Consider the following 23,418-nt stretch of genomic DNA (forward strand, 5'->3'; position numbering starts at 1 on the left):
TATTGTTCGACCTGTTTGATAGGTTTAACGACCTAATGGGGTTTTCATGGAATTGCGTCATCTGCGCTACTTCATTGCGGTGGCCGAAGAACTGCACTTTGGTCGCGCCGCACAGGTGCTGGGCATCTCTCAACCGCCGCTGAGCCAGCAGATTCAGGCGCTGGAGCAGGAAGTCGGCGCACGGTTGTTCGAGCGCACCAATCGTCGGGTCGAGCTCAGCGAGGCCGGTCGACTGTTTCTGGAGGAAGCGCGGCTGGTGCTGGCGCAGGTCGACAAAGCCGCCGATGTCGCCCGCCGTGCGCAATTGGGCGAGCTGGGTGAATTGAAGATCGGCTTCACTTCGTCGGCGCCGTTCAACTCGACCATCCCGCAAGCCATTTTTGCCTTTCGCCAGCGTTTCCCGGCGGTGCATTTGAACCTGCGGGAGATGAGCAGCACCCAGGTCGCCGAGGCGCTGGTGGATGAGTCGATTCAGGTCGGGATCATGCGGCCGTTGCCGCTGCCGGATTCGCTGGCCGTGGTCGAGCTGACCCGTGAGCCGCTGGTGGCGGTGCTCAGCTCCAAGGACCCGCTGGTGGTGGGCAGCGAGGAGGGGCTGTTTCTATCGGCGCTGGCCCTTGAGCCGTTCGTGTTTTTTCCGCGCAGCTACGGCAGTGGTCTGTACGCGCAACTGTTGAGCCTGGCGCGTGACGCCGGGTTCAGTCCGCACTTCAGCCAGGAAGCCGGGGAGGCCATGACCATCATCGGCCTGGTGGCGGCCGGGCTGGGGGTTTCGGTGCTGCCGGCCTCCTACCAGCGCATGCGCATCGACGGCGTGGTCTACCGCCCGTTGCTGGACCCTGAAGCCGTGTCCGCCGTGTGGCTGGTACAGCGAAAAGACCAGGCCTCGCCGATGGCCAAGGCGTTTGTCGAGTTGCTGACGCGCAAGGTTGAACCGGTAAAGGCGTAACTACGTTGCCTGAACGCGGGCGACCTCACAGAGGTCGCCGGTTTTTTCTACGCCGAAATCTGTGCCTGCAATCGTCGCCCGACGACATCCATCAAATCGCAGCCGTCGCGCAATGAAGTCACTAGCACCCGCGCCAGCTCACTGTAAATGCCCTCGCTCGACGCGAAATTCTCCAGCAATTGGGTCGCGGTGCGGATGCGGTAGGCCGCCGTTTCGTGCAACACGTCCAAGGGCGCCTCGGTGTCGATCAACAATGATGCGATGGTGCAGTCGATACCGGTGATAGGCATGTACCGTTCCATGACAAAACCTCCATTCGGTAAAAGAGCGCGACCCTCAGTGATTGCAGTTGGGCTGAACCTCAGGCAACCCGTCGGGCGGGTCCAGGTTGTCCAGCGCCCGGTTTACCAACAACTCGGCCAGCATGGCCAACTGTTGAATGGCCAGCGCTACATTGCGGCGCGAGCCTTCAAGTTCGCAGGCGAAGTCGGTGGTCATGACATTGAGCGAGGCCAGTGTTTCACAGGCGTGACAGAGCAGGGATTCGGTGTCGACATTCGGGATGATCGTGAAAACGTGGCTGACCGGGTCGGGGCGGCCCGGATTGCGCAGGCGAGCGCTGACGGTGCGTTCGGCGGCGGAGAGTTTGGATAAATCGACGGTGTCGACGGGTGAATTCGAGGAATTGGGAGTGATCTTTTTCATGATGGAACTCCTTGCGCGGTTTAATTAAAGTGCAAGTTCCCTGCGCTCAGTTGGGAACTTGGTCGACCACTGTACGCGGGTTGCTGGAGTGGTAAAGTGATTAATAAAAATTTGTCTTGTTTAATCAGGTAAGTGAACAATTGCATAATTAATTGATTAATATATGAATGTCTGTGGGCTGCCTGGATCGATCCATAGCATATAAAAACATGCGGTGCTGGTCATCAGCAGACTGCACGTCCATAAACCATCCGGGCTTCCTTGTTTCTGTAGGAAGTTTCATTAAATAAACAATTTTCAGGGCTGTGAAACATCATCTAACGGTTGCTCGGGATGGCTGCAGTATTATTTTTGTGCAAAATCTACAGGTGTAGGATGCTTACCTCGCAAGGACGCGCCATCATAGGTATTCAGCTCTGGTGTGCAGTTTGTTGAAGCTGTCAGCAAATGGTAAATGTGTAATGCATAAAAAAGAGAAAGCAGAAAATCTGAAAAATAACATTAAGTATTTAATAAAAAGTCGTGGAGAGACGCAACTGTCCTTGTGTAACTCTAGTGGTTTGACCAGAACGACTATCTACAACATCCTGGAAGGAAGGGTCATCAATGTACAACAATCCACCATCCGCAAAATATCCGATTTTTTTGGTGTGTCCTATAAAGAAATAGAGACGGTTGATTTTGAAGAGAAAGAAATAATAGAGAGTAGTGTTTCCCTGCAGGGGAATATGAATCCAGCTGCGGTCCCTATTATTAAAGAGAGTTTGCTGATTCAGAGCCTGGATAAAAGAATTGGCGAGTTATCCACGATCTATCCTCTGACCTATTATTTTGGCCTGGCCTGCAATTTAATAGCGGTGCTGCTAGAAAATGAAATGAGTGGGGTGAATGAGCCAGGAGACCTATTGATAGTGAAAAAAGGTTTGTCGCTTAGCGATAAAGAAAAGCTGGCGTACGACAAAACAACAAAAAAACTATTTGTAACCAATGAGTCTTTATTTGATTCTGATGTTGTTTGTGTTGTGGGGGAAATAATAGAGGAAAGATTTAATGGTCAATAGTGGCGAGGTTGAAAATAGTAAGTACAAGCTATTGGGGTTTGAGAATAGTAAAAGCCTTGCCGTAATCATGGTCATTTCCACAGGAAAAATTATTAAAGTAAAGCTAAGTGAGCTGTTGAGAAGCGAGATATTAGATGATTTAAATAAGGCAGAAATAAAGGATGTGTACAGGAAGTTTTATTCTCGTGGAACTGCGGTGACCGCGTACGAAATAAATGATCGTCATGAGCGGCCATGGATGATTTATGTTGTACTCAATTTGCTGTTGTTTGTGCTGTACATTTTTGCAAATGTTGCTGCGACAAAACCTATTTATATAGAATATTTTGATGTTGTTGTTACTTCTGGTGTTTTTCTTTATTCGTTGACGTTTTTAATTGTTGATTTGTTGAATGAGTTTTATGGTCTCAGGCTTGCAAGGAGAGCCATATTATTTGTTTTTTTGGGTAATGTTCTCATTACTGTTTTGCTCGGCATCTCGACCTATCTTCCAGGGTTGCCTGGCTGGAAACTTGATGCGCCCTATAATGAGATTATTGGTCATGTATCGTCTGTATTGGTAGCCTCATCTGTCTCTTTTCTTTTTTCTGAATATGTTAATTCTTATTTGTTGTGCAAGATAAGGGAGCTTACAAGTTCTAGATTTCTGTTTTTGCGGGTATTTTTCAGCACTTGTTTTGCGGTGATCATAGATAGCTTTCTTTTTTGCTATATTGCTTTTTATGGCATTATGCAAAGCAGCGATATCCTTAATATGGTTTATCTTCAGATAGCTATAAAAATGTGTTTCGCAGTTTTTAATATTTTTCCTGCCTACGGAGCAAGGTCATTATTTAAAAAATATATAGTTGGAGCACAAGCTGCATAGGGCTAGGGGTGGCTTGCTGTTAATCGCCAATTCCCCCGCTGGTAGAGTGTATTTTATAATTCGAGTTTGAATTGTAGCCTGTTCATAACCTCTATTTTGTTCTCCAAGAACTCAGCCAATCCTTTTGCACGAAGATGACAAGCATCGCACTCAGCGCACCCACTGCCCTTTATGCCGTTGTAGCAAGTCAGTGTTTGGTAGCGAATCAAGTCCAGTTGTTTGTGGTAGTCGGCCAAGGCCCAGGTCTCTGCCTTATCCAGCCGCATAAGCGGCGTTTCAATGCGCAACTTATAGTCCATGCCCAATTCGACAGCGTTATTCAGTACTTTAGTGAACTCATCGCCGCAATCAGGATAGCCAGAGCACTCTGTTTCAGAAATGCCGGTGATGATAGTTTTAGCGCGCACTTGATAGGCATAAATAGAAGCCAAGGTCAAAAACAGAATGTTTCTGCCGGGGACGAAAGTGTTTGGCACACCTTCACCGGAACTATTCGTGCTGGGGACTGGAATGTTGTCGCGGGTCAAGCTGCTGATGGCCAACTCGTTTAGCAATGAAGTGTCCAGTACCTTGTGCACGTTCACGCCCAGTTGTTTGGAAAGCTGTTGTGCCACTTCAATTTCCGCGCGATGGCGCTGACCATAGTCAAACGTAATGCAGTGGATTTCATCGTAGAGCGGTAATGCATGGATCAAACAGGTGGTCGAGTCTTGTCCGCCACTGAAAACGATCACGGCTTTGTTATGCATTTTTCTGCTCCGGCATTAATAGAGTCAACACAGCGCTTGAAGCAAAAGACCGAGACCCGGCCATCGCTTCCACCTCTTGGGGAATCCCGCATGAAGCAGGGCTGCATTGACCCTACCGGGTCGCTAAAACTCTGGCTGTGGGACGTTTCCGAAATGCCATGGTCCGTTTTCCCTATGCTCCCTGTCTTTACTTGGGGAGTGCAGCCTGCGGACGCTTTCCGGCTCCCGACGAAGCTCACAGCAAGGCGCACCGGTTCGTAAAGATGGCGAGTGGGAGGAATGTCAGTCCGTTAAGGAAAGCTTGAACGCGCAGAAGCCCGGCTTGCTGGCGATAGCGTTGTTAAGAACGCCATCGCCGGCAAGCCGGGCTCTTACGAAAAGCGATATGGGGAGCGTCGTTTTTCTTCCACGGGAGTGTGGTCGCGTCACAGACGTCTTCGCGTGCGGGCCTTGATGCCCGTCAGGTCAGACGATGCCGCCGTTACTGAACCTTCGACAGGTTCCCGCGCAACGCAACACCGGCCATCACCGCACCTGCGTGGCATTCATAGGTCTTGGCATCCTTGCGCTCGTTGCTTTTGTAGAAGCTGGCGATGTCGGTCACCGCGTTGGCACCGACTTTTTTCGCGGCTTGATGCAGGGTGATCAGGGCCGACTGCAAGGCCCATTCGCAGGCCACTTCATCGGATTTGTTGAAGGCGTTGGTTTTCTTGTTGGTCACCGCGTTCGGGCTGATCACGGTCATGTTGCCGGCCGGTTTGGTGCCGGCCAGGTAGAACTTCACGCTACCGTCGATTTTGCCGGTGCTGATGGCTTCAGCCACGACTTTGTCGAACGGCAGAAACAGTTGGGTATCACGGGCCTGGCTGACGCTTGGCAGGGTGCAAAGCAACAGGGTGGCGGCAGCAGCGAGTTTCTTGAAGGGCATGCGGGTCTCCTTGACGACGATAAACAGCGAAAATTATTGGGCCGCCGCTGGGGCTGTGGATAACTGTTGGGCAGTCTGCTCAATTTGAGTGTTTTTCAACCGGCTCAGGATCCCGCGGTCCAGCAGGCGCACCCAGCGGATGTAGTTCTTGTGGATCTTGCCGTCCTTGTAATCAAGCTCACGGCTGTCGCGGTAGACGATCTTGTAGTGCGTCGGGGCGTACTCGATGTCGATCTCGGCGTGGTACTTGTTGCGCACGGTAATCTCGGCCTGGATCACGTCCGGGCTGACCCGCTGCACGGTCCACTTGCGTGCGACCAGGGTCTTGAGGATTGCCTGTTTCATGTGCTCCTGATCGACCTGCACGGTCGCCGGAACGATGCGGGTCGGGGAGTACATGCGTTTGCTGGTGCATGAAACGGTGGTCAGCAGAGCCAGGACAATCAGTGTTGCGCGAAGCAGGGAAGACATTCCTTTTTCTCCAGAGGGGTTGAAAGCGCTTACGGCCAGCGGCGGAAAATCAGCGAGGTGTTGACGCCGCCAAAGGCAAAGTTGTTGTTCATCACGTACTGGTTGCTCATCTGGCGGAACTCGCCGCGCAGGTAGTCCAGTTCACCGCAACGCGGGTCGACTTCGTCGAGGTTGAAGGTGTGCACGTACAGGTCGCTGTTCAGCATTTCGATGCTGAACCAGGACTCCAGCGCTTCTGGTGCCGAGAGCTGCACTCAGATTTTACGAGGTAATGAATCCCGCAGCGTGGCATCCGTCAGGATATCTTTTTAGCGGCTCACGCGCATGCCCGCCGGATCTTGTGCGGTTCTTGGCCTCCATAGTTGAAAGCTTCGGCTCCATACCACTGACTCAGCAGTCAGTGCTTTAAAGGCTTCGAGTATTGGCTTCTTTACGGCCCAGTTTCCATGGCGATTTTGGTACACATGAGCTTCGCCGAACATCAGACGGATCTCCCGTGCGGCGAGAGCTTGCGGCAAATAGTCTTGTTTGCGGTATTCGGCCACCATCCATTGGGCGATGCACATGTCTTCATCTGTCCAAGTCATGGCGTGGATTCCTGCTGAAGCCCCTTGGTTCACAATTGCTGGTCGGGGTGGAAGAGGTGTTGATCGATAATGTGTTCAACCTGTTGTGGCGTCTCGCACGAGAACCACAGGTTAGCTGGGTAAATCACCATGACCGGGCCGTGGTCGCAGCGACCTAGGCAGTCCGATGCGTTGGCGCGCGATGTTCCCGGTTCCCCCAATTTGGCGATCTTGCGTTTTGCGGCGCTGAGCAGTTCGTGAGCGCCTGAGCCCGAGCAACTACGGCGACCATCGGGGCGCAGGTTTGTGCAAATCAGCACATGGAGTTCGTAGGCCAGGGTCGGATTTTCTACGTCATTCATAGGTGGTCACGACCTCTGTTCAAACTTTGTCGGCAGGAACTGCGGCTTTCGATGGTTCCAGATTGAGCGCGAGTACGCTTGTCAGCACGATGCCTGTTCCTACGATGACCATGGCAGAAGGGCGTTCACTCAGAACCAACGAGGCCATCAACATTGCTGTGGGGGGGATCAGGTAAAGCGAAATGGACGCGCGACTCACGTTGCTCTGCGCCAGCACGTATGCCCAAGCGAGATACGCAAGGGCGCTGGGAAAAATGCCCAGAATGAGCACCGCAAGGTTGACCGAAGTTGAGGCATTTTGCACTTCGCTCCAAAGGCCCGGGGCATATACAAGCAGCAGTAACGTGCCCGACCAAATGGTGTAACACACCATCGTCAGCCCGTCGTAACGATGGGCATGGTGTTTTTGCAAGGCGAAATACAGACTCCATGAAAATGCAGCCAGCAGGATCAGCAGCCCGTGCGCGTCCAGCTCACCCAACCCACGGTCCCCGGTGACTACCACAGCGGCGCCGAGTAGGGCCGCATAGCACACAGATCCATTGCCAGCCGTTGACCCGATCCTTGAACGCGAAATGTGCCAATAACGTGCTGAACAGCGGCGTGGATTGTGCCAGTACGCTGGCGGCCCCAGCGCTAACACCTCGTTGACCGTAGTTGAGGGCTATGTGATGCAGGCTGACGGCAAAGAGTCCCAGCACCACCAGCAGCGGCAGGTCTTCCAGGCGAGGCAAGGAAATTCGCATCACCAATGCAATCCCGGCCATGAACGTTGAGGCGATGAGAAATCGCATCAGCGCAAGATGACCAGGCTCATAAGCCTTTAGCCCGATGTGGATTCCAATGGGGGAATAGGCCCAGCAGAGAATTACAAAAATCGCCGCCAAAGCGATTTTTACGCTGGGCCTTGTATTCATCAAATCGTCGTCCTGGACGTAGCACGATTTTGTACGCTGGGCATGGCATGGGCTATGCCGTTCCAGTACTGCTCGGTGATGGCCAGGAAGCGGTTGAACGAAGTGCTGACTTCCTCTATGTGCTGGTCAGTTGTGCATTCCTGGGTGGCAGCTTTCACTGCCTGGATCTTGTGTTCTTTTTCCGCATCGCCGATGTGGATGTAGAAATACTCGCAGTGTTCATGAAAGTCGTCGTTATTGGCATACAAGTGCTTATAGTTGCGGGCCCCTTCGTACAAGCGGGTGAGCATCGAATAGGCCAGCCACTCCTGAGCCAACAACGTACCGAGCACATGGCGCGGATTGTTGTTGTGGCCACCGTCGGTGTAAAGACTCAATTGTTCGCGACTAAACGTGTGGGTACTTTCCAACACAGGCAAAGCCATGAGTTCGTCCATGCTGTATGGCCGATCAGCGAGCCGGCTGAGAAGGTCGATCAGATAACTTTCCAGAAGGGCGAGGTGGGCCTTTTCCGGGTTGCCGTAGCCCATTTCGGAGTACAGGTTTTTGACGATTTCGACTTGAGCGTATAGGTCTTCAGTGCCCACAAATGACAGGGCAACCATACGAGAGGTTTGCGTGGTACGGGCTAGGTAATTTCGAGCAAACACCTCAACGTCGGCTAGGGGGAGTGGGTCAGCCATCCACCGTCGGTAGAACTCGTTATTCAAGGCTTTATGGGGGAACACACTTTCGGCGAGGTAATGTATTTTTCGCTCAACTAACTCCATAAAAACTCCTACTCATCGAGGGATATGAAAGGGCGACGGCGTCACTGCAATGTGCGCGGGTTGAAGTATCAAAAACATGCAGGTTCACTACAAGTGACTTAAACTGATCCGAGAATTCACTCTGGGTGAACAATGGAATTGTCTCAACTGCGCATGTTCAAGACGGTTTACGACTTCGGCAGCATCGCGCGCGCCGCTGAGTTGTTGCACTGCGTGCCGTCCAATATCACAGCACGCCTCAAGTCCCTGGAGCGGGAGCTCGGCACACCGCTGTTTTTCCGTGACGGTCGAGGGTTGCGGATCACTCCTGCTGGGGAGGTATTTCTTGATTACGCAGCGAGAATCCTGGGTTTGGCTGATGAAGCCAAGCGTGCGGTAGCGCCCAGCGATACGCCTGGCGGCCCTCTGCGCATTGGCGCTATCGAGTCTAGTGCTACGGGGCGACTGCCTCGGCTATTGGCCAAGTACCATGCGCTGTACCCGCAGGTGTCTCTGGAGTTGAGCACTGGCACTTGGGCTCAGTTGCTGGACGATACTCAGGGTCACCGACTTGATGGAGTGATCGTGGCGGTGAACATTGAACGCCCCGGTCTCAAGAGCGCAGTGGTGTACCGGGAAGATTTAATTCTCATCGCGTCCTCGTCCCATGGGCCTTTACGCAAGGCAGCGGATCTGCAAGGTAAGGATATTTTCATGTGGCCATCGGGCTGTCCGTACCGCTTCGCGCTGGAGCAGTGGCTATTGCGCCATGACCAAGTGCTGCCGATCGTCAGCATCGCAAGTTACGGCACCATAGTTGGTTGTGTCAGTGCCGGTGCCGGCGTTTCGCTGGTGCCCCGTGGTATCTATGAGCAATACCGCCACAGTGCGGGTTGGCAGGGGTATGAATTCCCGGAGCTGACGAGTATCGACAACCTGTTTTACTGGCATGAAAACTCAGGTCGACACCCAGCTCGGGAAGCGTTTTTGGCGCTACTGCAGACAGAGTTCGAGGGCTCAGCGGCGTTGGAAGGAGGCGCTCGTGCGCCTCAGGTAGAACCAGACTGATTACTGCACTTTTCACCAGATTCCCTTCAACGCAACGTGGCCATAATCGTCCAATATCCTTGACCTTGAAGTTTTAAGTTACGGCCAGCGGCGGAAAATCAGCGAGGTGTTGACGCCGCCAAAGGCAAAGTTGTTGTTCATCACGTACTGGTTGCTCATCTGGCGGAACTCGCCGCGCAGGTAGTCCAGTTCACCGCAACGCGGGTCGACTTCGTCGAGGTTGAAGGTGTGCACGTACAGGTCGCTGTTCAGCATTTCGATGCTGAACCAGGACTCCAGCGCACCACAGGCGCCGAGGGTATGGCCCAGGAAACTCTTCTGCGAACTGATGGGCATGCGGCTGCCGAACAGGCTGCTGGTGGCCAGGGTTTCAGCGATATCGCCCTGCTCGGTGGCGGTGCCGTGACCGTTCACGTAGCCGATGGCCGAGGCTTCAATACCGGCGTCTTCGAGCGCCAGCTCCATGGCCCGGCGCATGGTGACCTGCTCCGGACGGGTGGTGTGCTGGCCGTCGGCGTTGCTGCCGAAACCGACGATTTCGGCGTGGATGTGCGCACCGCGTGCCAGGGCGTGTTCGAGTTCTTCGAGCACCAGCATGCCGCCGCCTTCACCGATCACCAGGCCATCGCGGCCACTGTCGTAAGGGCGCGGGCTGGTTTGCGGGGCGTCGTTTTTCAGGCTGGTGGCGTAGAGCGCGTCGAACACCATGGCTTCGGTCGGGCACAGCTCTTCGGCGCCGCCTGCGAGCATCAACGGTAGGCGCCCGAACTTGATCGCTTCATAGGCGTAACCGATGCCCTGACTGCCGCTGGTGCAGGCGCTGGACGTCGGGATCAGCCGCCCGGTAAGGCCAAAGAAAATGCTGATGTTGGCCGCGGTGGTGTGGGGCATCATCCGCACATAGGAGTTGGCGTTCAGGCCCTCGGCCACCGAGTTGAGCAGCATGTTGCCGAAGGCTTTGATCTCGTCGGTGCTACCGGTGGAGGAGCCGCACGCAACGCCCATCCGGCCATCCTTGATCGACTCGTCGCCCAGCAGGCCGGCGTCGGCCAGGGCTTGCTCCGCCGCCGCCACGGCCAGACGGGAAACCCGGCCCATGCTGCGCAATTGCTTGCGGGTCCAGTGGCTGGGGACCTTGAAGTCATCGATGGGGCCGGCCAGCCGAGTGTTCAACTCGGTGAAGCGGTCCCACTCGTCCATGCGCCGGATGCCGCTGCGATTGGCCTTGAAATTGCCCGAGATGGTTTCCCAGTCGCTGCCCAGCGAGGTGATGCCGGCCATGCCGGTGACGACGACGCGCTTCATCAGCACAGGCCTCCATTAACGGCCAATACCTGGCGGGTGATATAGGCCGCTTCCGCGGACATCAGGAAATTCACGGCGCCGGCCACCTCTTCAGGGGTGCCCATGCGTTGTGCGGGGATCATTTTCATCAGCTCTTCCACCGGCACGTTTTCGTCGAGCATCGCTGTGTCGATCAACCCTGGCGCGACGCAGTTGACGGTGATCTTGCGTTTGCCCAGTTCGATGGCCAGGGCCTTGGCGGCGCCGATCAGCCCGGCCTTGGAAGCGCTGTAGTTGACCTGCCCACGGTTGCCGATCAGCCCGGACACCGAGGTGATGCACACGATCCGCCCGGCGGCGCGACGCCGAATCATCGGCATCATCACCGGGTGCAGCACGTTGTAGAAACCGTCCAGATTAGTGCGCATCACCACGTCCCAATCATCCTCGCTCAGGGCCGGAAAAGCACCGTCGCGGGTCAGGCCGGCGTTGAGCACCACGCCGTAATAGGCGCCGTTGGTTTCAACGTCGGCCTCAAGGATGGCCTTGCAACTGGCGCGATCCGACACGTCGAATTGCAGGATGCGAGCACTGCGGCCCAGCACCTGAACCTCGGCCTGCACGGCTTCGGCGTCGCTGCGGCCGCTGCGGCAGTGCAGCACCAGGTCAAACCCGGCCTGGGCCAGACGTAAAGCGATGGCGCGGCCGATACCACGGCTGGAGCCGGTGACCAGTACGGATTCAGTCATGACTGGACTCCTGAGATTCTTGAAGGTAGTGAGCCGCCTGGGGCGGGCAGAACACGTTCAGCCGCGCGGTGGCGTGAATGCCTGGCGCGGTGAGATGGCACTCGAACACACCCATGCCGTTCTCGTCTTCGAGGGAACGCAAGGCGTGGATCGTCAGTTCGGTGCCCGCGGGGAAGTGCTCCACGTTGCATTCGAATTTACGGGTGCCGAGCAGAAAACCCAGCTCGACGGGGTCGCCTTGCAGCCGTGCGCGACAGCCGGCATAGGCGGCCACGCTCTGGGCCATCAGTTCGACGCCGACCCAGGCCGGCAGGCTGCCGTCGGGCCGGTTGAACAGGCCACCGGGCTTGACGGTCAGGCGAGTGTGGATCTGCTCTTCATCGAACGCCAGCACTTGATCGATGAGGATCATGTCGCCGGCGTGGGGCAGCAATTCGGCGAGCGGCCAGTCAATCATGGGGCGTCTCCGATAATCAGGCTGACGTTGTTGCCGCCGAAGGCAAAGGAATTGCTCATCAGGTGGCACGCAAAAGTGTGTTTGAGGCGATCAGCGGCCGTGACCCAGTGCAGCGCCGGCAGGTCGGGGTCGGGTTGACCGTCCCAGAGATGCGGCGGCAAGGCTTGCGCGGTGTTCTCGGCGCTCAGGCTCAGCCAGCAAAATGCGGCTTCCAGTGCGCCGGCGGCGCCGAGGGTGTGGCCGCTCATGGGTTTGGTCGAAGAGCACGGCACGCCGTCCGGGAACACGGCGGCCACGGCCAGGCTTTCCATGGCGTCGTTGTGTTGCGTCGCGGTGCCGTGCAGGTTCAGGTAGTCGATCTGCCCAGGCTGCAAGCCGGCGCTGCGCAAGGCTTTGCTCATGGCTTCCCGGGCGCCGCGGCCGGTTGGCTCCGGCGCTGAAATATGGTGCGCATCGCAACTCGCGCCGCTGCCCAGCAGGGCAATCGGTCGAGGGCTGCGGGTGCTGTTGCTCATCAGGAACAGCACGGCGGCTTCGCCGATGTTGATGCCGTCACGGTTGGCCGAAAACGGGTTGCAACGCTCGCCGGACACCGCGTCGAGAGCCGAAAAACCATTGAGCGTGAGCTTGCACAGGCTGTCGACGCCGCCACACAGCACCGCGTCGCACAGGCCCATGTCCAACAACCGTTGGGCGCTCATCAGCGCACGGGCGCTGGAGGTGCAGGCCGTGGAGATGACGTAGGCCGGGCCGCTCAGTTGCAGCCAGTCGGCGAGGAAGTTCGCCGGGGCGCTGAGCTCTTGTTGCTGATAGTCGTAGTCGCTGGGGAACTGGTGGTCGCGCAGGTAACGGGCGATACCGCGGCTGGCTTCATCGATGCCCGACGTGCTGGTGCCCAGCACGATGCCGATGCGGCCGCGCCCGTAGGTGTGAATCGCCTGCTCGATGTCGTCCTGGATCTGCAACGCGGCTTCCAGCAGCAACTGGTTGTTGCGGCTGCTTTGCTGGCGCAGTTCGACCGGAATCGGTGCCAGTTCGCCATGCACGGCGGCCACCGGCAACACACGTTCCGGCACCCATCCGGCTTCGGTGCGCATGCCCGAGACGTCACCGGCAAACAGGCTGCGGGCCACCTCGTGTTTGTTACGGCCCAGGGCGCAAATCACCCCGAGGGCGTTCAGATAAGCGGTCATGGCGCGGTCTCGGCGCTGAGCGGCGTGACGTGGTAGTTGAGTTGTTTGGGCAACTCCATCACGAAGTCCGAGGGTGTCTGGTACTTCACCACCCAGCGTGGTGCAAGGCCACGTATGCCGATGGCGTAACGGGCGCGGGGATAGTTGCGTGGCAATTCGGCTTCGGGTGTCAGGGCAAACAGCAATGCAGCGAACAACTCGCGAGCCTCGGGGTTGGGCGGCAGCAAGCCGTCGGCTTGCCACTGGCCATCGACCAGGCGCTGACGGGCCAGCGGAATCCCCAGCGGGTCCATCATCGACCAGCGAATGCCGGCGTCTTCGCGCTGCATCACCAGCAGCCAGTCCTGGCGTTGCCCGGCCTGTTCACGCTCGATGTGCAGTTGCAGCGGCAGGGGCAATGTCGGATTTGCTGCGGGCAGCGGCAAACGGCTGGCGCAGGCGCTGAGCAACAGGGCACAACACACAAGCAGGGTACGGATCATCAACGCGGACCTTCGAGCGGTTTGCGGGCCACGACGTTGACCAGGGTTTCTTCCCGTTCACCGACCGGTTTCGGACGGCGCAAGCCGAAGCGTTCGAGCAGCCCGAAATCCTTCGAACGGCTCCACCATAGATAAGGGTAGGACACGTTTTGCGGGCCGAACTCGAAACCCTGCTCGCGCAGCATCTGCAAGTAACCGGCGGCACTTTTTTGCACGTGCATCGGGTGGCGAAACAGCCAGCGGATGACCCAGGTGTCGATGTACGCTTCGGTGGACTCGGCGAACAGCAAATAGCCGCCCGGCTTGAGTACCCGGAAGAACTCGGCCAGGGCCTGCTCCTGTTCCACCAGGTGGTGGAATGTCTGGTGACAGAACAGCAGGTCGACGCTGGCATCGGGCACCGCGAGGGTGGCGCAGTCGCTGCCGATCAACTCCACGCTCATGCCCTGGCGGTGAGCCTCTTCACCGCTGAGGGTCAGGCTGTGAGGGTCGGCGTCCAGGCCGATCAGGCGCTGCGGGGCGAACACCTGGCGCAGGTACTGGAACGACTTGCCCTGGCCGCACCCGGCGTCCAGCAGCACCGGATGGCTCGGCGGCGTTTCGCTGAACAGGCTGCGCAGGTCGTTGATCGCCACGCGCAACACGTGGTGTTGCCAGGTGTGGCTGCGCAGGAACCAGAAGCCGAAGCGGGTTTCCTCGACGTAGCTGTCGCTGAGGTAGGGCTGCTCGCCGGGACTCATTGGGCATCGCTCGCGCAGATTTCCGAAAGCATGCGCAGGCGCCGCTTGGGTTCGCTGACAAACGGGTTGCGCTCATCCCAGGCGTAACCGGCGAGGATCGAGCTGATCATCCGACGGATTTCCGGTGAGCTGCCCGGGTGGAAGATTACGTCCTGGAAGGTTCCGGCGTACCAGCCTTCGACGTAGCAACGGAAGGTGTCGACGCCACGCTTCAGCGGCTCGGCAAACTCGCGCTGCCAGTCGACGCTTTCGCCGCTCAACTGACGGTGCAAAACGCCAGCGGCCATGCTCGCCGAACGCATGGCGATGGTCACACCGGAGGAGAACACCGGGTCGAGGAATTCGGCGGCATTGCCAAGCAGGGCAAAGCCCGGGCCGTGCAGGGTTTTGACGTTGGCCGAGTAACCGCCGATGGTCCGAGCAGGGGTGTCCCACACGGCGTTTTCCAGCACACCGGCCAGGCTCGGCGTTTCAGCGATGAAGCCGCGCAGGCATTCGTCGAGGTTCTCGGTGCGGCCTTCAAAATGTTCCGCCGCCGCGACCACGCCCACCGAGCAGCGCCCGTTGCTGAACGGGATGGTCCAGAACCAGATATCGCGGTGCAGCGGGTGAGTGGTGACGAGGATCTTTTCACGCTCGAAATGCGTGCAGTCGATGCGGTCTTCGACGTGGGTGAATACGGCTTGGCGCACCGGGAAATTCGAAGGCGCTTCAAGGTCCAGCAGGCGCGGCAGAACCCGCCCGTAACCGCTGGCGTCGAGCACGAAGTCGGCTTCGACGCGGTACTCGCTGCCGTCTTCACGACGGGCGCTGAGCTGCGGTTTCGGCAGATCGAAATCGGCCCCGATGATTTCTTCGCCGTAGCGGATTTCCACGCCTTGCAGCGCCGCTTGATCGGCCAGCAGTTTGTCGAAATCGCCGCGCTGCACCTGGAAAGTGGTCGGCTTGCCATTGCTGAACGTGTCACCGAAATCGAAGGCGCTGTAACGCTCGCCCCAGGCGAAGGCAGCACCGGTTTTCAACTGGAACCCGGCGGCGTTCACCGCGTCGAGCATGCCGGCTTCTTCAACGAAATCCAGGCAATGGGACAGCAGGCTTTCGCCGATGGAAAACCGTGGGAAATGTTGGCGCTCGAGGATGAGCACGTCATGACCTTTGCGCTTGAGCAACGCGGCCGCAATGGCCCCCGATGGGCCGGCGCCGACGACGATAACCTGGCGACGTTCCACTTCAACTGTTGGCACTGGGGCTCCTTGCCGGGGCGGCGATGTGTAAGGGGGTTCGGTGGATGCCGGCCAATGCCGGCAGCAAAGTGGCGATCAGGCCCATCAGCATCAGCGCGAAGTACAGCGCGGGGCTGATCAGCCCTTGTTGCAGCAGCAGGTTGAGAAAGACGATCTCGCTCAACCCGCGAATGTTCAGCAGCAGGCTTTCGCGCCAGCGGCTGGCGCCGGTAAACGACGCACCGGCCCAGCCCAGGCCCAGCCAGTTGCCCAGCAGTTTGCTGGCCACCGGCAATAACAACAGTGAGGCCAGTTGCACCCAACTGAGGCTGCTCATGGCGCTGTGCACATTGATCTGCACAATGCCGAACGTCAGGATCAGCGGGATGGCGACGCCGGTCTGCAAACGGTTCATCCAGGCTGCCTGTAACGGCAGCACCAGCGGCAGCTTGAGGGCGGCCATGCACAGCAGATAGCCGATACCGAAAATCAGGGCATTGAGTTTGTAATGCTCGGCCACTACCAGCAGCCCGAAAAAGCCCAGGCTGTGCAGCAACGGTTGGCGCAACCCCAGCAGGCGCAGCAGCATCGGTAGACAGGCACCGGCCAGCGGCAACAGCAGGCTGCTCAGGTGCAGGCTGCCCTGGGCGATGGCGAACAGGCTCCAGCAGGTCAGGTCGATAAGGATCGCGGTTTGTACCAGTCGCCGGGTTGCAGCAGGTGGGTAGTCGATATGCCGCAGGTACAGGTAGAGCACCGGAATCGCGGTGATCGCGAACAACAATCCCACTGCCAGCGAACTCAGCCACGGCTGGCTCGGCAGCAGCCACACCGCCGTGGCGAGCCCGCAGGCGAACGGAATACAGAAGCTCGGCACGGCGATTTTCAGGCTCTGGCGGTCCAGTTCCAGGTCGATCACATCGCTGAGAATATGCCCCAGCAGCAGGGCAAAACTCAGGCTGTAGAGGTTTTTCAGCCACTGGGGCGAAACCAGCTCGGCCCCGCTCAACTGCCACTGCGGCTCGATCCAGAAGTACATCAGCAACGGCAGGCCGAAGGTTGCCAGCAGCAACTGGCTGACAATCGGGATCAAGCCAACGTAACGGCCAACCCGTGTCGCCAGGGCGAACAACGCCAGGGCCAGCAGCCAAAACAGCGCGATCATCATGCTGCGGGCTCCGCAACTGGTGCGGCGTGCACCTGACGCCCGGCCCATGGTGCGAGGATGAAGCTGAAGGCCAGCCCCAGGCTCACCGACAGGCCGAAGTTACTCACCGCCGGGGTGCTGGAAATCGCCAGCAGACCGAACGACAGCCAGGTGGTCAGCGCCGCCAGCAACGTACCGAGCAGGCTCACCGCCGCGCCCCCGATCTGCTCACGCATGAGGATGGCGTAGTCGACGCTGATGGCCGTCACCAGCAGCAGGCCGAACAGGCTGAACAGCGTCAATGGCTGACCCAGCCAGCCGAGGCTGGCCAGGCTGCACAGCGCGGCCAGCAACGGCAGGGCGACGATGCGCAGTGCACCGCCGAAACCGAACGGCAGAATCAGCAACAGGACGATCAGCACGCAGGACGCCAGTTTCAGTTCGGCGGCGCTGATTTGCGTGGCGGCAAACACCGCGTTCAGGTCTCCGAGGCGGTCGACCAATTGCACACCCGGCAGGTCCAGCGCCTGAATTCGCAGAAGGGCAGCGTCGTTCAAGCCTTGCAGGCTGACCATCGCGGCCACGCCTTCGTCGGTGGCGCCCAGCCACAACGGGCGCCAGGGTTCGGCCAACGGACCGACCAGCGCGGCGTCGATGTCTTCGGTCGGCAGCGCTTGCAGGTGCGCCAGCTCGGCGTCCAGCGCCGCTTGCGGGACGCCGAGGTCCAGCAGCGGCTGCCAGAACTGCGGCAGCGTGCTCAGCGCATCGCGCACCTGTTGTTGCTGGGTGGGCAGGTTGACCAGTTGATTGAGCGCCAGGTAACCCTGGAGTTTGTCCAGGCTGACCAGTTGGTCCAGGCGTTCGCTCAGGGCAATCTGACGTTCCAGCAGTTGTTGCTGGTTGGCCGCGCGCACCAGGAAGAATTGGCTGGTGGGCTGATAGCCGGTGATCCGCGCAATCGTCTGGGCTTCGTTCATCAGTTGCGGCGGTGCGCCGACCCACTGGCGAATGTCGTTTTTGGTGGTGAGCTGCCACAGGCCGCCCGCGCAGAAAGCAATGAGCAGCGCCAGCAGGATCGGGCTGCGCACGTGCTTGAGCAGTGCCTCGCGCACGTTCAGCAAAAACTCTGCGACCCGCAGCGGCCATTGCGCCGGTTGCAGGTTCGCGCCCTTGAGCAGCGCTGGCAGCAGGCACACCGCCGACAGGTACGCGCCGAGCAGTCCGGCAGCGGAGAACACCGCGATTTGGGTCAGCGCCGGGAACGGTGTCCAGGCCAGGGCCAGGTAGCCGATGCAACTGGTGGCCAGGCTCAGGGTCAGCCCCGGCAAGGTCAGGCGCAACGCCGGCCAGCTGTGCCAGGGTTTCAGGCTCCAGCTCTTGGACAGGTAATGCAGCGGGTAATCGACCGCCACCCCAATCAGACTCGACCCCAGTACCAGGGTCATCACGTGCATGTGGCCGAACAGCGCGACGCAGGCCACGGCGCCAAACAGCATGCCGACCAGCACCGGAACGAAGGCCAGCAGCACCCGCATACGGCGGAACGCCAGCAACAGCAGCAACAGAATGCCGACGGTGGCGCCACCGCCCACCCAGGTGATTTCCCGGGTCGCTTGCTGCTGACCGTTGGCCGCGTACAGCAGGCCGCTGGCCGCGAGCAATTGCACGTCGCTGTGGGCGGCTTGTTCGCGGTTGTGCTTGAGCAACTCGGCGACTTGCAGCGGCAGTTGCATGTCGAAAGCGTTGCCTTGCGTGCGCGCTCGCAGCAGCACCCAGCTCTTGCCGTCGGCGTCGGCGATCAATGCGCCGCTGCCGATGTCCAGTTGCACCGAGCCGCGTTGCGGCTGGCTGTTCTGGATACGTCCGGTCAGACCAAGCCAGTCGTCCTGGCTTGGCACCAGGCTGAAACCGGTGAAGGGGTCGAACAGCGCTTGTACGCGCTGCTGGATGAACGCCTGGGGATGCTCGATCAGTTGCTGTCGGTCGGTTGCCGACAACATCGCCAGTCGCCCCTTGAGCAACTGTGTGCGCAACGCCGGCAAGTCGGCGTGCAGGTTCCACTGGACCTTCTCGAACAAGCCGCTGGCCTGCCATTGCTCGCCCAGTGCCTGGGCCATGGCGATGGCTTGCTGGCGGTCGGCATGGCCGACCAGCACCAGCATTTCGCGGTTCAGCGGTTCCTGCATGCGTTGTTCGGCGCGCAGTTCCAGCGGGTCGGGCGCGGTGCCGGGCACCAGCTCCATCAGGTTGGCCGACAGCGGTGCGCCGTCACGCCATTGCCAGCCAGCGAGCGCGAGCACCGCTACCAGCAGGATCAGGAACAGCCGTGGAAGCATCCGTTCACTCGGCAAAGTCATGTTGCTCCGCATCACTCAAAGGTTGGGCGCTGGTGCTGTCCTGCATGCGCAGCACGGTGCTGTCGCCCTGGGTTTCCAGCAGTTCGATGCGTTGCACCAGTTCGCCGCCGTCGATGTTGATCTGGTTGAAGACCTGCTTGAGCAGCAACGAGCGCGGCGTCAGCGTGAGCTTCCAGTTCTGGGCGTCGCCACTTAGCGACAGCTCGAAATCTCGTTGCAGGCCGCTGCTGTCACCTTGCAGCACGGCGAGGAACAAACGGTTCTGTTCGGCCCCGGCACTCTTGTTCGGCACCGCTTGCCAGTGATCGCCGTCACGCCGGGCGATACCTTTGGCGCTGATGCGGTAGTCCTGTTGCAACGGTGTCTTGAGCAGCCAGAGCAAGCCGTGGTCCTTGGCCAGCACGAACGTGCCCTTGCTGGTCAGCGGTTGCGGCAGGGCTCGCAGGTGTTTTTCCTGAATGAAACTGCCGTGGATCACGCTGGGCCTGGCCAACTGATCGCTCAGTTGTTGCAGGTCAAAGGCGTTTGCCAGGGATGAAAAGCCCAGCAACGCGAACAACATTCCCACGACTCTGTAGCGGCTGCGTGTGGCGAGGGAGCTTGCTCCCTGCCTTGGGCGGCGGTGTTCTCTCGGGGGGATCGAGTCACCAGGTTTACCGGCGCTATGCGCCGGAGCGGGAGCAAGCTCCCTCGCCACAGAGTAGCGGTCCAGTCGGCATTTTTGAGTCATGGCAGCATCCTTTCAACGGCATCGACAAACACCTTCGGTGACGCCAGTTGCATCTCGCGGCTGGCGATTTCCACGGCGACTTGCACCGAGCAGGCGCGGGTCAGGCGTTCGCCGGTGGCCAGGTCGCTGATCAGGTAATTGATCTTCAGACGGTTCTCCCATTCCACCAGGCTGGCGCGCACGTTGAGCGTCTGGCCGAACACTGCGCCGCGCACGTAGCGCAATTGCAGGTCGATCACCGGCCACGCGTAGCCGGACTCGAGCATCGCGTTGTAGTTGTGGCCGAGTTTGTCGAGCAGGGCGCAACGCGCGACTTCCAGGTACTTCACGTAGTGGCCGTGCCAAACCACATGCATCGTGTCGACGTCGAAGAACGGCACGAGGATTTGCGTGTCGGCGTGCAGCACTCCCTTGCTACGCATGCAGCCTCCAGTGTTGCTCGGCGATGCGTTGCAGGCACAGGCGCAGTTCGCCTTCCAGGGCGCGGTCTTCGATGACCGGCGGGAAGTCCTTGGCGAGCGCTGTGTGCATCTGCGCCAGGGCCGGTGGCAGTGGGCGGGCGTCTTCTGCCTGACTGCGCAACCAGACACCTTGATTGGCGGCCAGCAGGGTAGCGGCGGCGACTTGTTCGGTCAGCTCCAGCACACGGATCGCATCGCGGGCGGCGATGGTGCCCATGCTCACTTTGTCCTGGTTATGGCATTCGGTGGAGCGCGAGAACACGCTGGCCGGCATGGTGTTTTTCAGGGCTTCGGCGGTCCAGGCGCTGGTGCCGATCTGCACAGCCTTGAAGCCGTGGTTGAGCATCGCCCGCTCGGCGGTTGCGCCCGACAGGTTGCTTGGCAAACCGTGGTTGTAACGCTCGTCCACCAGCAGTGCGAGTTGCCGATCGAGCAGGTCGGCGACGTTGGCCACAAGGTTCTTCAGGCTGTCCATGGCGAAGGCAATGTGCCCGCCGTAGAAATGCCCGCCGTGCAGCACACGTTCGGCTTCGGCGTCGATGATCGGGTTGTCGTTGGCGCTGTTGAGTTCGATCTCGATGAACGAACGCAGCCAGTTCAGGCTGTCGGCCAACACGCCGAGCACATGGGGCGCGCAGCGCAGGGAATAACGGTCTTGCAGACGATGCAGCGGCGCGGTCGGCGCGTCGATCGCCAGGTCCTTGCGCAGCCAGGCCGCCACTTGCATCTGGCCCGGGTGCGGTTTGGCGGCGAACAGGCGCTCGTCGAAATGCTCCGGGTTGCCTTGCAGTGCCACCACGTTCAGCGCGGTGATGCGCGTGGCCAGTTGCAGCAGGTAATCGGCGCGGGCGAAGGCCAGGCAGGCGAGGCCGGTCATCACGGCGGTGCCGTTCATCAACGCCAGCGCTTCCTTGGGACGCAGCACCAACGGAGCCCAGCCGAGTTCGCGGTGCACATCGGCCGACAGGCGACGTTCGCCCTTGAACAACACTTCACGTTCGCCGGACAAGGTCGCGGCCACGTACGACAGCGGCGTCAGATCACCGCTGGCGCCCACCGAACCTTCTTCGGGGATCAGCGGCAGGATGTCGTGTTCGAGGAATGCCTGCAGGCGCTCCAGCAACTCCACGCGCACGCCGGACACGCCGTGGCACAGCGACTGCAAACGCGCCGCCAGCACCGCACGGGTGGCCTGGGCGTCGAGCAGTTTGCCCAGGCCGCAACCGTGGAACGTGTAGAGATGACGCGGCAGCGCCTCGACGTGGTGCAGCGGCACCGCGACCACGCAGGAATCGCCGTAACCGGTGGTCACGCCGTAGATCACGCCTTCCTTGTCCAGCAAGGAGTCGAGGAAGCGTGCGCCCTTGGCGATACGCTCGCGGTACTCGCTGTCGTTTTGCAGCTGCACAGGCACCTGACGGTTGGCCAGGGCCAGCACGTCTTCGATGCGCAGAGGGAGTTCGCCGAAGGTTACCGGCTCAAGCAGATGCGTCGTCATCGGTCTTCCAGAAAGGGTAAAAATTGAACCATTGTTGGGGCGCTTCAAGGCAGTACTGGCCCAGGCGTTCGGCGTAGCGTGCGGTCCACTGGGCAATGACGTGCTCGCGGTCGCTGCGCTTCCATACCACCGCGTCGGTGAACGGTTCCAGGATCACGCGATAGCGGCCGTTGTTTTTCAGGCACAGCAGCAGGTTGACCGGGCATTTCAGCAGGCCGGCCAACAGCCACGGCCCTTGGGGAAACGCTGCCGGGTGGCCGAGGAAGTCCACCCGCACATTGCGCCCGCCATGCAGCGGCACGCGGTCGCCGGCAATCGCCAGCCACTCGCCACGGTCCAGCCGTTGGCTGAGTTGCAGCATGATCGCCGGGTCCAGCTCGCTGACCTGGATCAGTCGCAGATTGGTTGCGCCTGCCTCGCCCAGCAGACGGTTGAAACGTTCGGCGTGCTTGGTGTGCACCAGCACGTTCATCGTCACTTGCTCGCCGAGTTCGGCCAGCGCCCGGCACACTTCAAGGTTGCCCAAGTGCGCGCCCACCAACATCTGCCCGCGTTCGCCGCGCAGTTGATGGCGCAGCAGCGCCGGGTCGACGATTTCGATTTGCTCGATGCTCAGCTTGCCGTTCCACACGTCGAGCTTGTCCAGCAGCGCGTCGGCAAACGCCATGAACTGGCCGAACACGCGCCAGCGAGTCGGGCGCAAATCGCTACGGCCACTCCAGTCGGCGAGGCGTTGCTGGTACTGCCAGGCACTGCGGCGGGCGGTGCGGCCGAACAGGAAAAAGTACAGAACGATGCCGTGCAGCACCGGGCTCAGCACTCGACGGCCGAGGACCTTGACGCCGAACGCGGTGAGCTTCATCAACCAGAAACTGCCGCGCTCCTCATGCTTGGCCCAGTGTTTTGACTCCTGCTCGCGACTCATGCCTGCCACCGTCGCCAAAGGATCATCGGCAGGCGCAGCAACATGCCGAAGAACAGGCGCGTGTGCATGCTCGAGATCAGTGCGTTGTCGTGAAACAGGCGGAAGTGCGACAGGCCATCCTGCGGGTAGTGAACCTGGGTCGGCAGCCAGCGCATCGGCTGATTGCGCCAGGACAGGCGCACCAGAATCTCCGGGTCGAAGTCCATGCGTTTGCCGAGTTTTACCGAGTTGATCAGCGCCAGGGTCGGCGGCAGCGGGTACACGCGAAAGCCGCACATCGAATCGGGGATCTGCAACGACAGGCTGTTGATCCAGACCCACACGTGGGTCAGGTAGCGGGCGTACAAACGGCCCTTCGGCACGCTGGCATCGTATTGCGGATAACCGCAGATCAGCGCTTCGGGATTGACCTTCGAGGCGTCGATAAAGGCCTCGACGTCACGCAGGTCATGCTGGCCGTCGGCGTCTACTTGCAGCGCGTGGCTGAAGCCCAGGCGCGACGCTTCGCGCAGGCCGGCCATGACCGCTCCGCCCTTGCCCTGATTGACCGCGAGCTTCACCAAGTAGATGTTTTCACGCGTAGCCAGTTGTTCCAGTACCGCCGCGCATGCCGGGCTGCTGGCGTCATCCACCAGCACGCACGGCAAGCCGCTGGCGAGCAGCGCTTCGACCACGGCAGGCACGGCGGTTTCGTGGTTGTAGACTGGAATGACGGCGCAGGGGTTATGCATGATCTGAAGCCTCGCTTGACCCCATGTGGCGAGGGAGCTTGCTCCCGT

The 23,418-nt window shown here is 59.5% G+C and carries 26 protein-coding genes and 2 pseudogenes; 4 read left to right on the forward strand and 24 right to left on the reverse strand.

The window, feature by feature from the left end; all coding sequences use genetic code 11:
• Positions 1 to 46: 46 nt before the first annotated feature.
• Positions 47 to 949, forward strand: a complete 903-nt coding sequence (locus AABM54_RS02235; RefSeq protein ID WP_347903435.1) for a LysR family transcriptional regulator — start codon at positions 47 to 49, stop codon at positions 947 to 949.
• A 47-nt stretch (positions 950 to 996) separates the two neighbouring features.
• Here AABM54_RS02235 and AABM54_RS02240 read toward each other — a convergent pair whose 3' ends face one another.
• Both AABM54_RS02240 and AABM54_RS02245 read right to left on the reverse strand, forming a co-directional pair.
• A complete protein-coding gene (locus tag AABM54_RS02240) occupies positions 997 to 1,251 on the reverse strand; it encodes a hypothetical protein (protein ID WP_347903437.1) in 255 nt (84 codons plus the stop codon).
• A gap of 34 nt (positions 1,252 to 1,285) precedes the next feature.
• Entirely contained in the window at positions 1,286 to 1,654 is a 369-nt protein-coding gene (locus AABM54_RS02245; protein WP_347903439.1) for a DUF6124 family protein, read from the reverse strand.
• A 461-nt stretch (positions 1,655 to 2,115) separates the two neighbouring features.
• Here AABM54_RS02245 and AABM54_RS02250 point away from each other — a divergent pair, with 461 nt between their 5' ends.
• Both AABM54_RS02250 and AABM54_RS02255 read left to right on the forward strand, forming a co-directional pair.
• A complete protein-coding gene (locus AABM54_RS02250; RefSeq protein ID WP_347903441.1) occupies positions 2,116 to 2,715 on the forward strand; it encodes a helix-turn-helix transcriptional regulator in 600 nt (199 codons plus the stop codon).
• A complete protein-coding gene (locus tag AABM54_RS02255) occupies positions 2,705 to 3,583 on the forward strand; it encodes a queuosine precursor transporter (RefSeq protein ID WP_347903442.1) in 879 nt (292 codons plus the stop codon). Before AABM54_RS02250 ends, AABM54_RS02255 begins: the two co-directional genes overlap by 11 nt.
• 53 nt (positions 3,584 to 3,636) lie before the next feature.
• Here AABM54_RS02255 and queC read toward each other — a convergent pair whose 3' ends face one another.
• The 8 genes and pseudogenes from queC to AABM54_RS02295 form a co-directional block, all read right to left on the reverse strand.
• Positions 3,637 to 4,332 (reverse strand): 7-cyano-7-deazaguanine synthase QueC, encoded by a 696-nt coding sequence (gene queC / locus AABM54_RS02260; protein WP_347903444.1) that lies wholly within the window; start codon positions 4,330 to 4,332, stop codon positions 3,637 to 3,639.
• A gap of 481 nt (positions 4,333 to 4,813) precedes the next feature.
• Positions 4,814 to 5,260, reverse strand: coding sequence for an excinuclease (locus tag AABM54_RS02265; protein ID WP_347903446.1), 447 nt, complete (start codon positions 5,258 to 5,260; stop codon positions 4,814 to 4,816).
• Positions 5,261 to 5,293: 33 nt separating this feature from the next.
• Positions 5,294 to 5,731, reverse strand: a complete 438-nt coding sequence (locus tag AABM54_RS02270) for a hypothetical protein (protein WP_347903447.1) — start codon at positions 5,729 to 5,731, stop codon at positions 5,294 to 5,296.
• 29 nt (positions 5,732 to 5,760) lie between these two features.
• Positions 5,761 to 5,964 (reverse strand): annotated as a pseudogene (locus AABM54_RS02275) (beta-ketoacyl-ACP synthase); the annotation flags it as partial.
• A 75-nt stretch (positions 5,965 to 6,039) separates the two neighbouring features.
• Positions 6,040 to 6,318 carry a hypothetical protein gene (locus AABM54_RS02280; RefSeq protein ID WP_347903449.1) on the reverse strand — a complete coding sequence of 93 codons (279 nt, stop codon included), beginning with the start codon at positions 6,316 to 6,318 and terminating at the stop codon, positions 6,040 to 6,042.
• Between the two features lie 29 nt (positions 6,319 to 6,347).
• Positions 6,348 to 6,659 (reverse strand): (2Fe-2S) ferredoxin domain-containing protein, encoded by a 312-nt coding sequence (locus AABM54_RS02285; RefSeq protein ID WP_347903450.1) that lies wholly within the window; start codon positions 6,657 to 6,659, stop codon positions 6,348 to 6,350.
• 19 nt (positions 6,660 to 6,678) lie between these two features.
• Positions 6,679 to 7,576: pseudogene (locus AABM54_RS02290) on the reverse strand (DMT family transporter).
• Positions 7,576 to 8,346, reverse strand: coding sequence for an iron-containing redox enzyme family protein (locus AABM54_RS02295; protein ID WP_347903452.1), 771 nt, complete (start codon positions 8,344 to 8,346; stop codon positions 7,576 to 7,578). Before AABM54_RS02295 ends, AABM54_RS02290 begins: the two are co-directional and overlap by 1 nt.
• A gap of 132 nt (positions 8,347 to 8,478) precedes the next feature.
• On the opposite strand from AABM54_RS02295, the gene AABM54_RS02300 reads away from it, so the two are divergent.
• The gene (locus AABM54_RS02300; protein WP_347903454.1) at positions 8,479 to 9,393 is read left to right on the forward strand and encodes a LysR family transcriptional regulator; all 915 of its coding nucleotides are present in this window, start codon (positions 8,479 to 8,481) and stop codon (positions 9,391 to 9,393) included.
• A 78-nt stretch (positions 9,394 to 9,471) separates the two neighbouring features.
• Here AABM54_RS02300 and AABM54_RS02305 read toward each other — a convergent pair whose 3' ends face one another.
• From AABM54_RS02305 to AABM54_RS02370, 14 genes are all read right to left on the reverse strand, one after another.
• A complete protein-coding gene (locus tag AABM54_RS02305) occupies positions 9,472 to 10,698 on the reverse strand; it encodes a beta-ketoacyl-ACP synthase (protein WP_347903455.1) in 1,227 nt (408 codons plus the stop codon).
• Positions 10,698 to 11,426, reverse strand: coding sequence for a 3-oxoacyl-ACP reductase FabG (gene fabG / locus AABM54_RS02310; protein ID WP_347903456.1), 729 nt, complete (start codon positions 11,424 to 11,426; stop codon positions 10,698 to 10,700). Before fabG ends, AABM54_RS02305 begins: the two co-directional genes overlap by 1 nt.
• Complete coding sequence (locus AABM54_RS02315) at positions 11,419 to 11,883, reverse strand: hotdog family protein (protein WP_347903458.1); 465 nt, start codon at positions 11,881 to 11,883, stop codon at positions 11,419 to 11,421. The genes fabG and AABM54_RS02315 overlap by 8 nt, the downstream gene beginning before the upstream one ends.
• Positions 11,880 to 13,076, reverse strand: coding sequence for a beta-ketoacyl-[acyl-carrier-protein] synthase family protein (locus AABM54_RS02320; protein ID WP_347903460.1), 1,197 nt, complete (start codon positions 13,074 to 13,076; stop codon positions 11,880 to 11,882). The genes AABM54_RS02315 and AABM54_RS02320 overlap by 4 nt, the downstream gene beginning before the upstream one ends.
• Entirely contained in the window at positions 13,073 to 13,558 is a 486-nt protein-coding gene (locus tag AABM54_RS02325; protein ID WP_347903461.1) for a hypothetical protein, read from the reverse strand. Before AABM54_RS02325 ends, AABM54_RS02320 begins: the two co-directional genes overlap by 4 nt.
• The gene (locus AABM54_RS02330) at positions 13,558 to 14,298 is read right to left on the reverse strand and encodes a class I SAM-dependent methyltransferase (protein ID WP_347903463.1); all 741 of its coding nucleotides are present in this window, start codon (positions 14,296 to 14,298) and stop codon (positions 13,558 to 13,560) included. The genes AABM54_RS02325 and AABM54_RS02330 overlap by 1 nt, the downstream gene beginning before the upstream one ends.
• Positions 14,295 to 15,542 carry an NAD(P)/FAD-dependent oxidoreductase gene (locus AABM54_RS02335; RefSeq protein ID WP_347903464.1) on the reverse strand — a complete coding sequence of 416 codons (1,248 nt, stop codon included), beginning with the start codon at positions 15,540 to 15,542 and terminating at the stop codon, positions 14,295 to 14,297. Before AABM54_RS02335 ends, AABM54_RS02330 begins: the two co-directional genes overlap by 4 nt.
• On the reverse strand, positions 15,529 to 16,689 hold the full coding sequence (locus AABM54_RS02340; protein WP_347903465.1) for a sodium:proton antiporter: 1,161 nt from the start codon (positions 16,687 to 16,689) through the stop codon (positions 15,529 to 15,531). The genes AABM54_RS02335 and AABM54_RS02340 overlap by 14 nt, the downstream gene beginning before the upstream one ends.
• Complete coding sequence (locus AABM54_RS02345) at positions 16,686 to 19,025, reverse strand: MMPL family transporter (RefSeq protein ID WP_347903467.1); 2,340 nt, start codon at positions 19,023 to 19,025, stop codon at positions 16,686 to 16,688. The genes AABM54_RS02340 and AABM54_RS02345 overlap by 4 nt, the downstream gene beginning before the upstream one ends.
• The gene (locus AABM54_RS02350) at positions 19,009 to 19,587 is read right to left on the reverse strand and encodes an outer membrane lipoprotein carrier protein LolA (RefSeq protein ID WP_347903468.1); all 579 of its coding nucleotides are present in this window, start codon (positions 19,585 to 19,587) and stop codon (positions 19,009 to 19,011) included. Before AABM54_RS02350 ends, AABM54_RS02345 begins: the two co-directional genes overlap by 17 nt.
• 164 nt (positions 19,588 to 19,751) lie before the next feature.
• Positions 19,752 to 20,177 (reverse strand): acyl-CoA thioesterase, encoded by a 426-nt coding sequence (locus AABM54_RS02355; RefSeq protein WP_347903469.1) that lies wholly within the window; start codon positions 20,175 to 20,177, stop codon positions 19,752 to 19,754.
• The gene (locus AABM54_RS02360) at positions 20,170 to 21,714 is read right to left on the reverse strand and encodes an aromatic amino acid ammonia-lyase (RefSeq protein WP_347903470.1); all 1,545 of its coding nucleotides are present in this window, start codon (positions 21,712 to 21,714) and stop codon (positions 20,170 to 20,172) included. The genes AABM54_RS02355 and AABM54_RS02360 overlap by 8 nt, the downstream gene beginning before the upstream one ends.
• On the reverse strand, positions 21,695 to 22,639 hold the full coding sequence (locus AABM54_RS02365) for a glycosyl transferase (protein ID WP_347903471.1): 945 nt from the start codon (positions 22,637 to 22,639) through the stop codon (positions 21,695 to 21,697). Before AABM54_RS02365 ends, AABM54_RS02360 begins: the two co-directional genes overlap by 20 nt.
• A complete protein-coding gene (locus tag AABM54_RS02370; protein WP_347903472.1) occupies positions 22,636 to 23,370 on the reverse strand; it encodes a glycosyltransferase family 2 protein in 735 nt (244 codons plus the stop codon). The genes AABM54_RS02365 and AABM54_RS02370 overlap by 4 nt, the downstream gene beginning before the upstream one ends.
• Positions 23,371 to 23,418 lie beyond the last annotated feature (48 nt).

The sequence above is a fragment of the Pseudomonas purpurea genome (assembly GCF_039908635.1).
Classification (GTDB): Bacteria; Pseudomonadota; Gammaproteobacteria; order Pseudomonadales; family Pseudomonadaceae; genus Aquipseudomonas; species Aquipseudomonas purpurea.

Excerpts from the sequence above, each read along its gene's own strand:
- AABM54_RS02235 (WP_347903435.1), top strand. The coding sequence starts at position 47 with ATGGAATTGCGTCATCTGCGCTACTTCATTGCGGTGGCCGAAGAACTG.
- AABM54_RS02240 (WP_347903437.1), bottom strand. The coding sequence starts at position 1,251 with ATGGAACGGTACATGCCTATCACCGGTATCGACTGCACCATCGCATCA.
- AABM54_RS02245 (WP_347903439.1), bottom strand. The coding sequence starts at position 1,654 with ATGAAAAAGATCACTCCCAATTCCTCGAATTCACCCGTCGACACCGTC.
- AABM54_RS02250 (WP_347903441.1), top strand. The coding sequence starts at position 2,116 with ATGCATAAAAAAGAGAAAGCAGAAAATCTGAAAAATAACATTAAGTAT.
- AABM54_RS02255 (WP_347903442.1), top strand. The coding sequence starts at position 2,705 with ATGGTCAATAGTGGCGAGGTTGAAAATAGTAAGTACAAGCTATTGGGG.
- queC (WP_347903444.1), bottom strand. The coding sequence starts at position 4,332 with ATGCATAACAAAGCCGTGATCGTTTTCAGTGGCGGACAAGACTCGACC.
- AABM54_RS02265 (WP_347903446.1), bottom strand. The coding sequence starts at position 5,260 with ATGCCCTTCAAGAAACTCGCTGCTGCCGCCACCCTGTTGCTTTGCACC.
- AABM54_RS02270 (WP_347903447.1), bottom strand. The coding sequence starts at position 5,731 with ATGTCTTCCCTGCTTCGCGCAACACTGATTGTCCTGGCTCTGCTGACC.
- AABM54_RS02280 (WP_347903449.1), bottom strand. The coding sequence starts at position 6,318 with ATGACTTGGACAGATGAAGACATGTGCATCGCCCAATGGATGGTGGCC.
- AABM54_RS02285 (WP_347903450.1), bottom strand. The coding sequence starts at position 6,659 with ATGAATGACGTAGAAAATCCGACCCTGGCCTACGAACTCCATGTGCTG.
- AABM54_RS02295 (WP_347903452.1), bottom strand. The coding sequence starts at position 8,346 with ATGGAGTTAGTTGAGCGAAAAATACATTACCTCGCCGAAAGTGTGTTC.
- AABM54_RS02300 (WP_347903454.1), top strand. The coding sequence starts at position 8,479 with ATGGAATTGTCTCAACTGCGCATGTTCAAGACGGTTTACGACTTCGGC.
- AABM54_RS02305 (WP_347903455.1), bottom strand. The coding sequence starts at position 10,698 with ATGAAGCGCGTCGTCGTCACCGGCATGGCCGGCATCACCTCGCTGGGC.
- fabG (WP_347903456.1), bottom strand. The coding sequence starts at position 11,426 with ATGACTGAATCCGTACTGGTCACCGGCTCCAGCCGTGGTATCGGCCGC.
- AABM54_RS02315 (WP_347903458.1), bottom strand. The coding sequence starts at position 11,883 with ATGATTGACTGGCCGCTCGCCGAATTGCTGCCCCACGCCGGCGACATG.
- AABM54_RS02320 (WP_347903460.1), bottom strand. The coding sequence starts at position 13,076 with ATGACCGCTTATCTGAACGCCCTCGGGGTGATTTGCGCCCTGGGCCGT.
- AABM54_RS02325 (WP_347903461.1), bottom strand. The coding sequence starts at position 13,558 with ATGATCCGTACCCTGCTTGTGTGTTGTGCCCTGTTGCTCAGCGCCTGC.
- AABM54_RS02330 (WP_347903463.1), bottom strand. The coding sequence starts at position 14,298 with ATGAGTCCCGGCGAGCAGCCCTACCTCAGCGACAGCTACGTCGAGGAA.
- AABM54_RS02340 (WP_347903465.1), bottom strand. The coding sequence starts at position 16,689 with ATGATGATCGCGCTGTTTTGGCTGCTGGCCCTGGCGTTGTTCGCCCTG.
- AABM54_RS02345 (WP_347903467.1), bottom strand. The coding sequence starts at position 19,025 with ATGACTTTGCCGAGTGAACGGATGCTTCCACGGCTGTTCCTGATCCTG.
- AABM54_RS02350 (WP_347903468.1), bottom strand. The coding sequence starts at position 19,587 with ATGTTGTTCGCGTTGCTGGGCTTTTCATCCCTGGCAAACGCCTTTGAC.
- AABM54_RS02355 (WP_347903469.1), bottom strand. The coding sequence starts at position 20,177 with ATGCGTAGCAAGGGAGTGCTGCACGCCGACACGCAAATCCTCGTGCCG.
- AABM54_RS02360 (WP_347903470.1), bottom strand. The coding sequence starts at position 21,714 with ATGACGACGCATCTGCTTGAGCCGGTAACCTTCGGCGAACTCCCTCTG.
- AABM54_RS02365 (WP_347903471.1), bottom strand. The coding sequence starts at position 22,639 with ATGAGTCGCGAGCAGGAGTCAAAACACTGGGCCAAGCATGAGGAGCGC.
- AABM54_RS02370 (WP_347903472.1), bottom strand. The coding sequence starts at position 23,370 with ATGCATAACCCCTGCGCCGTCATTCCAGTCTACAACCACGAAACCGCC.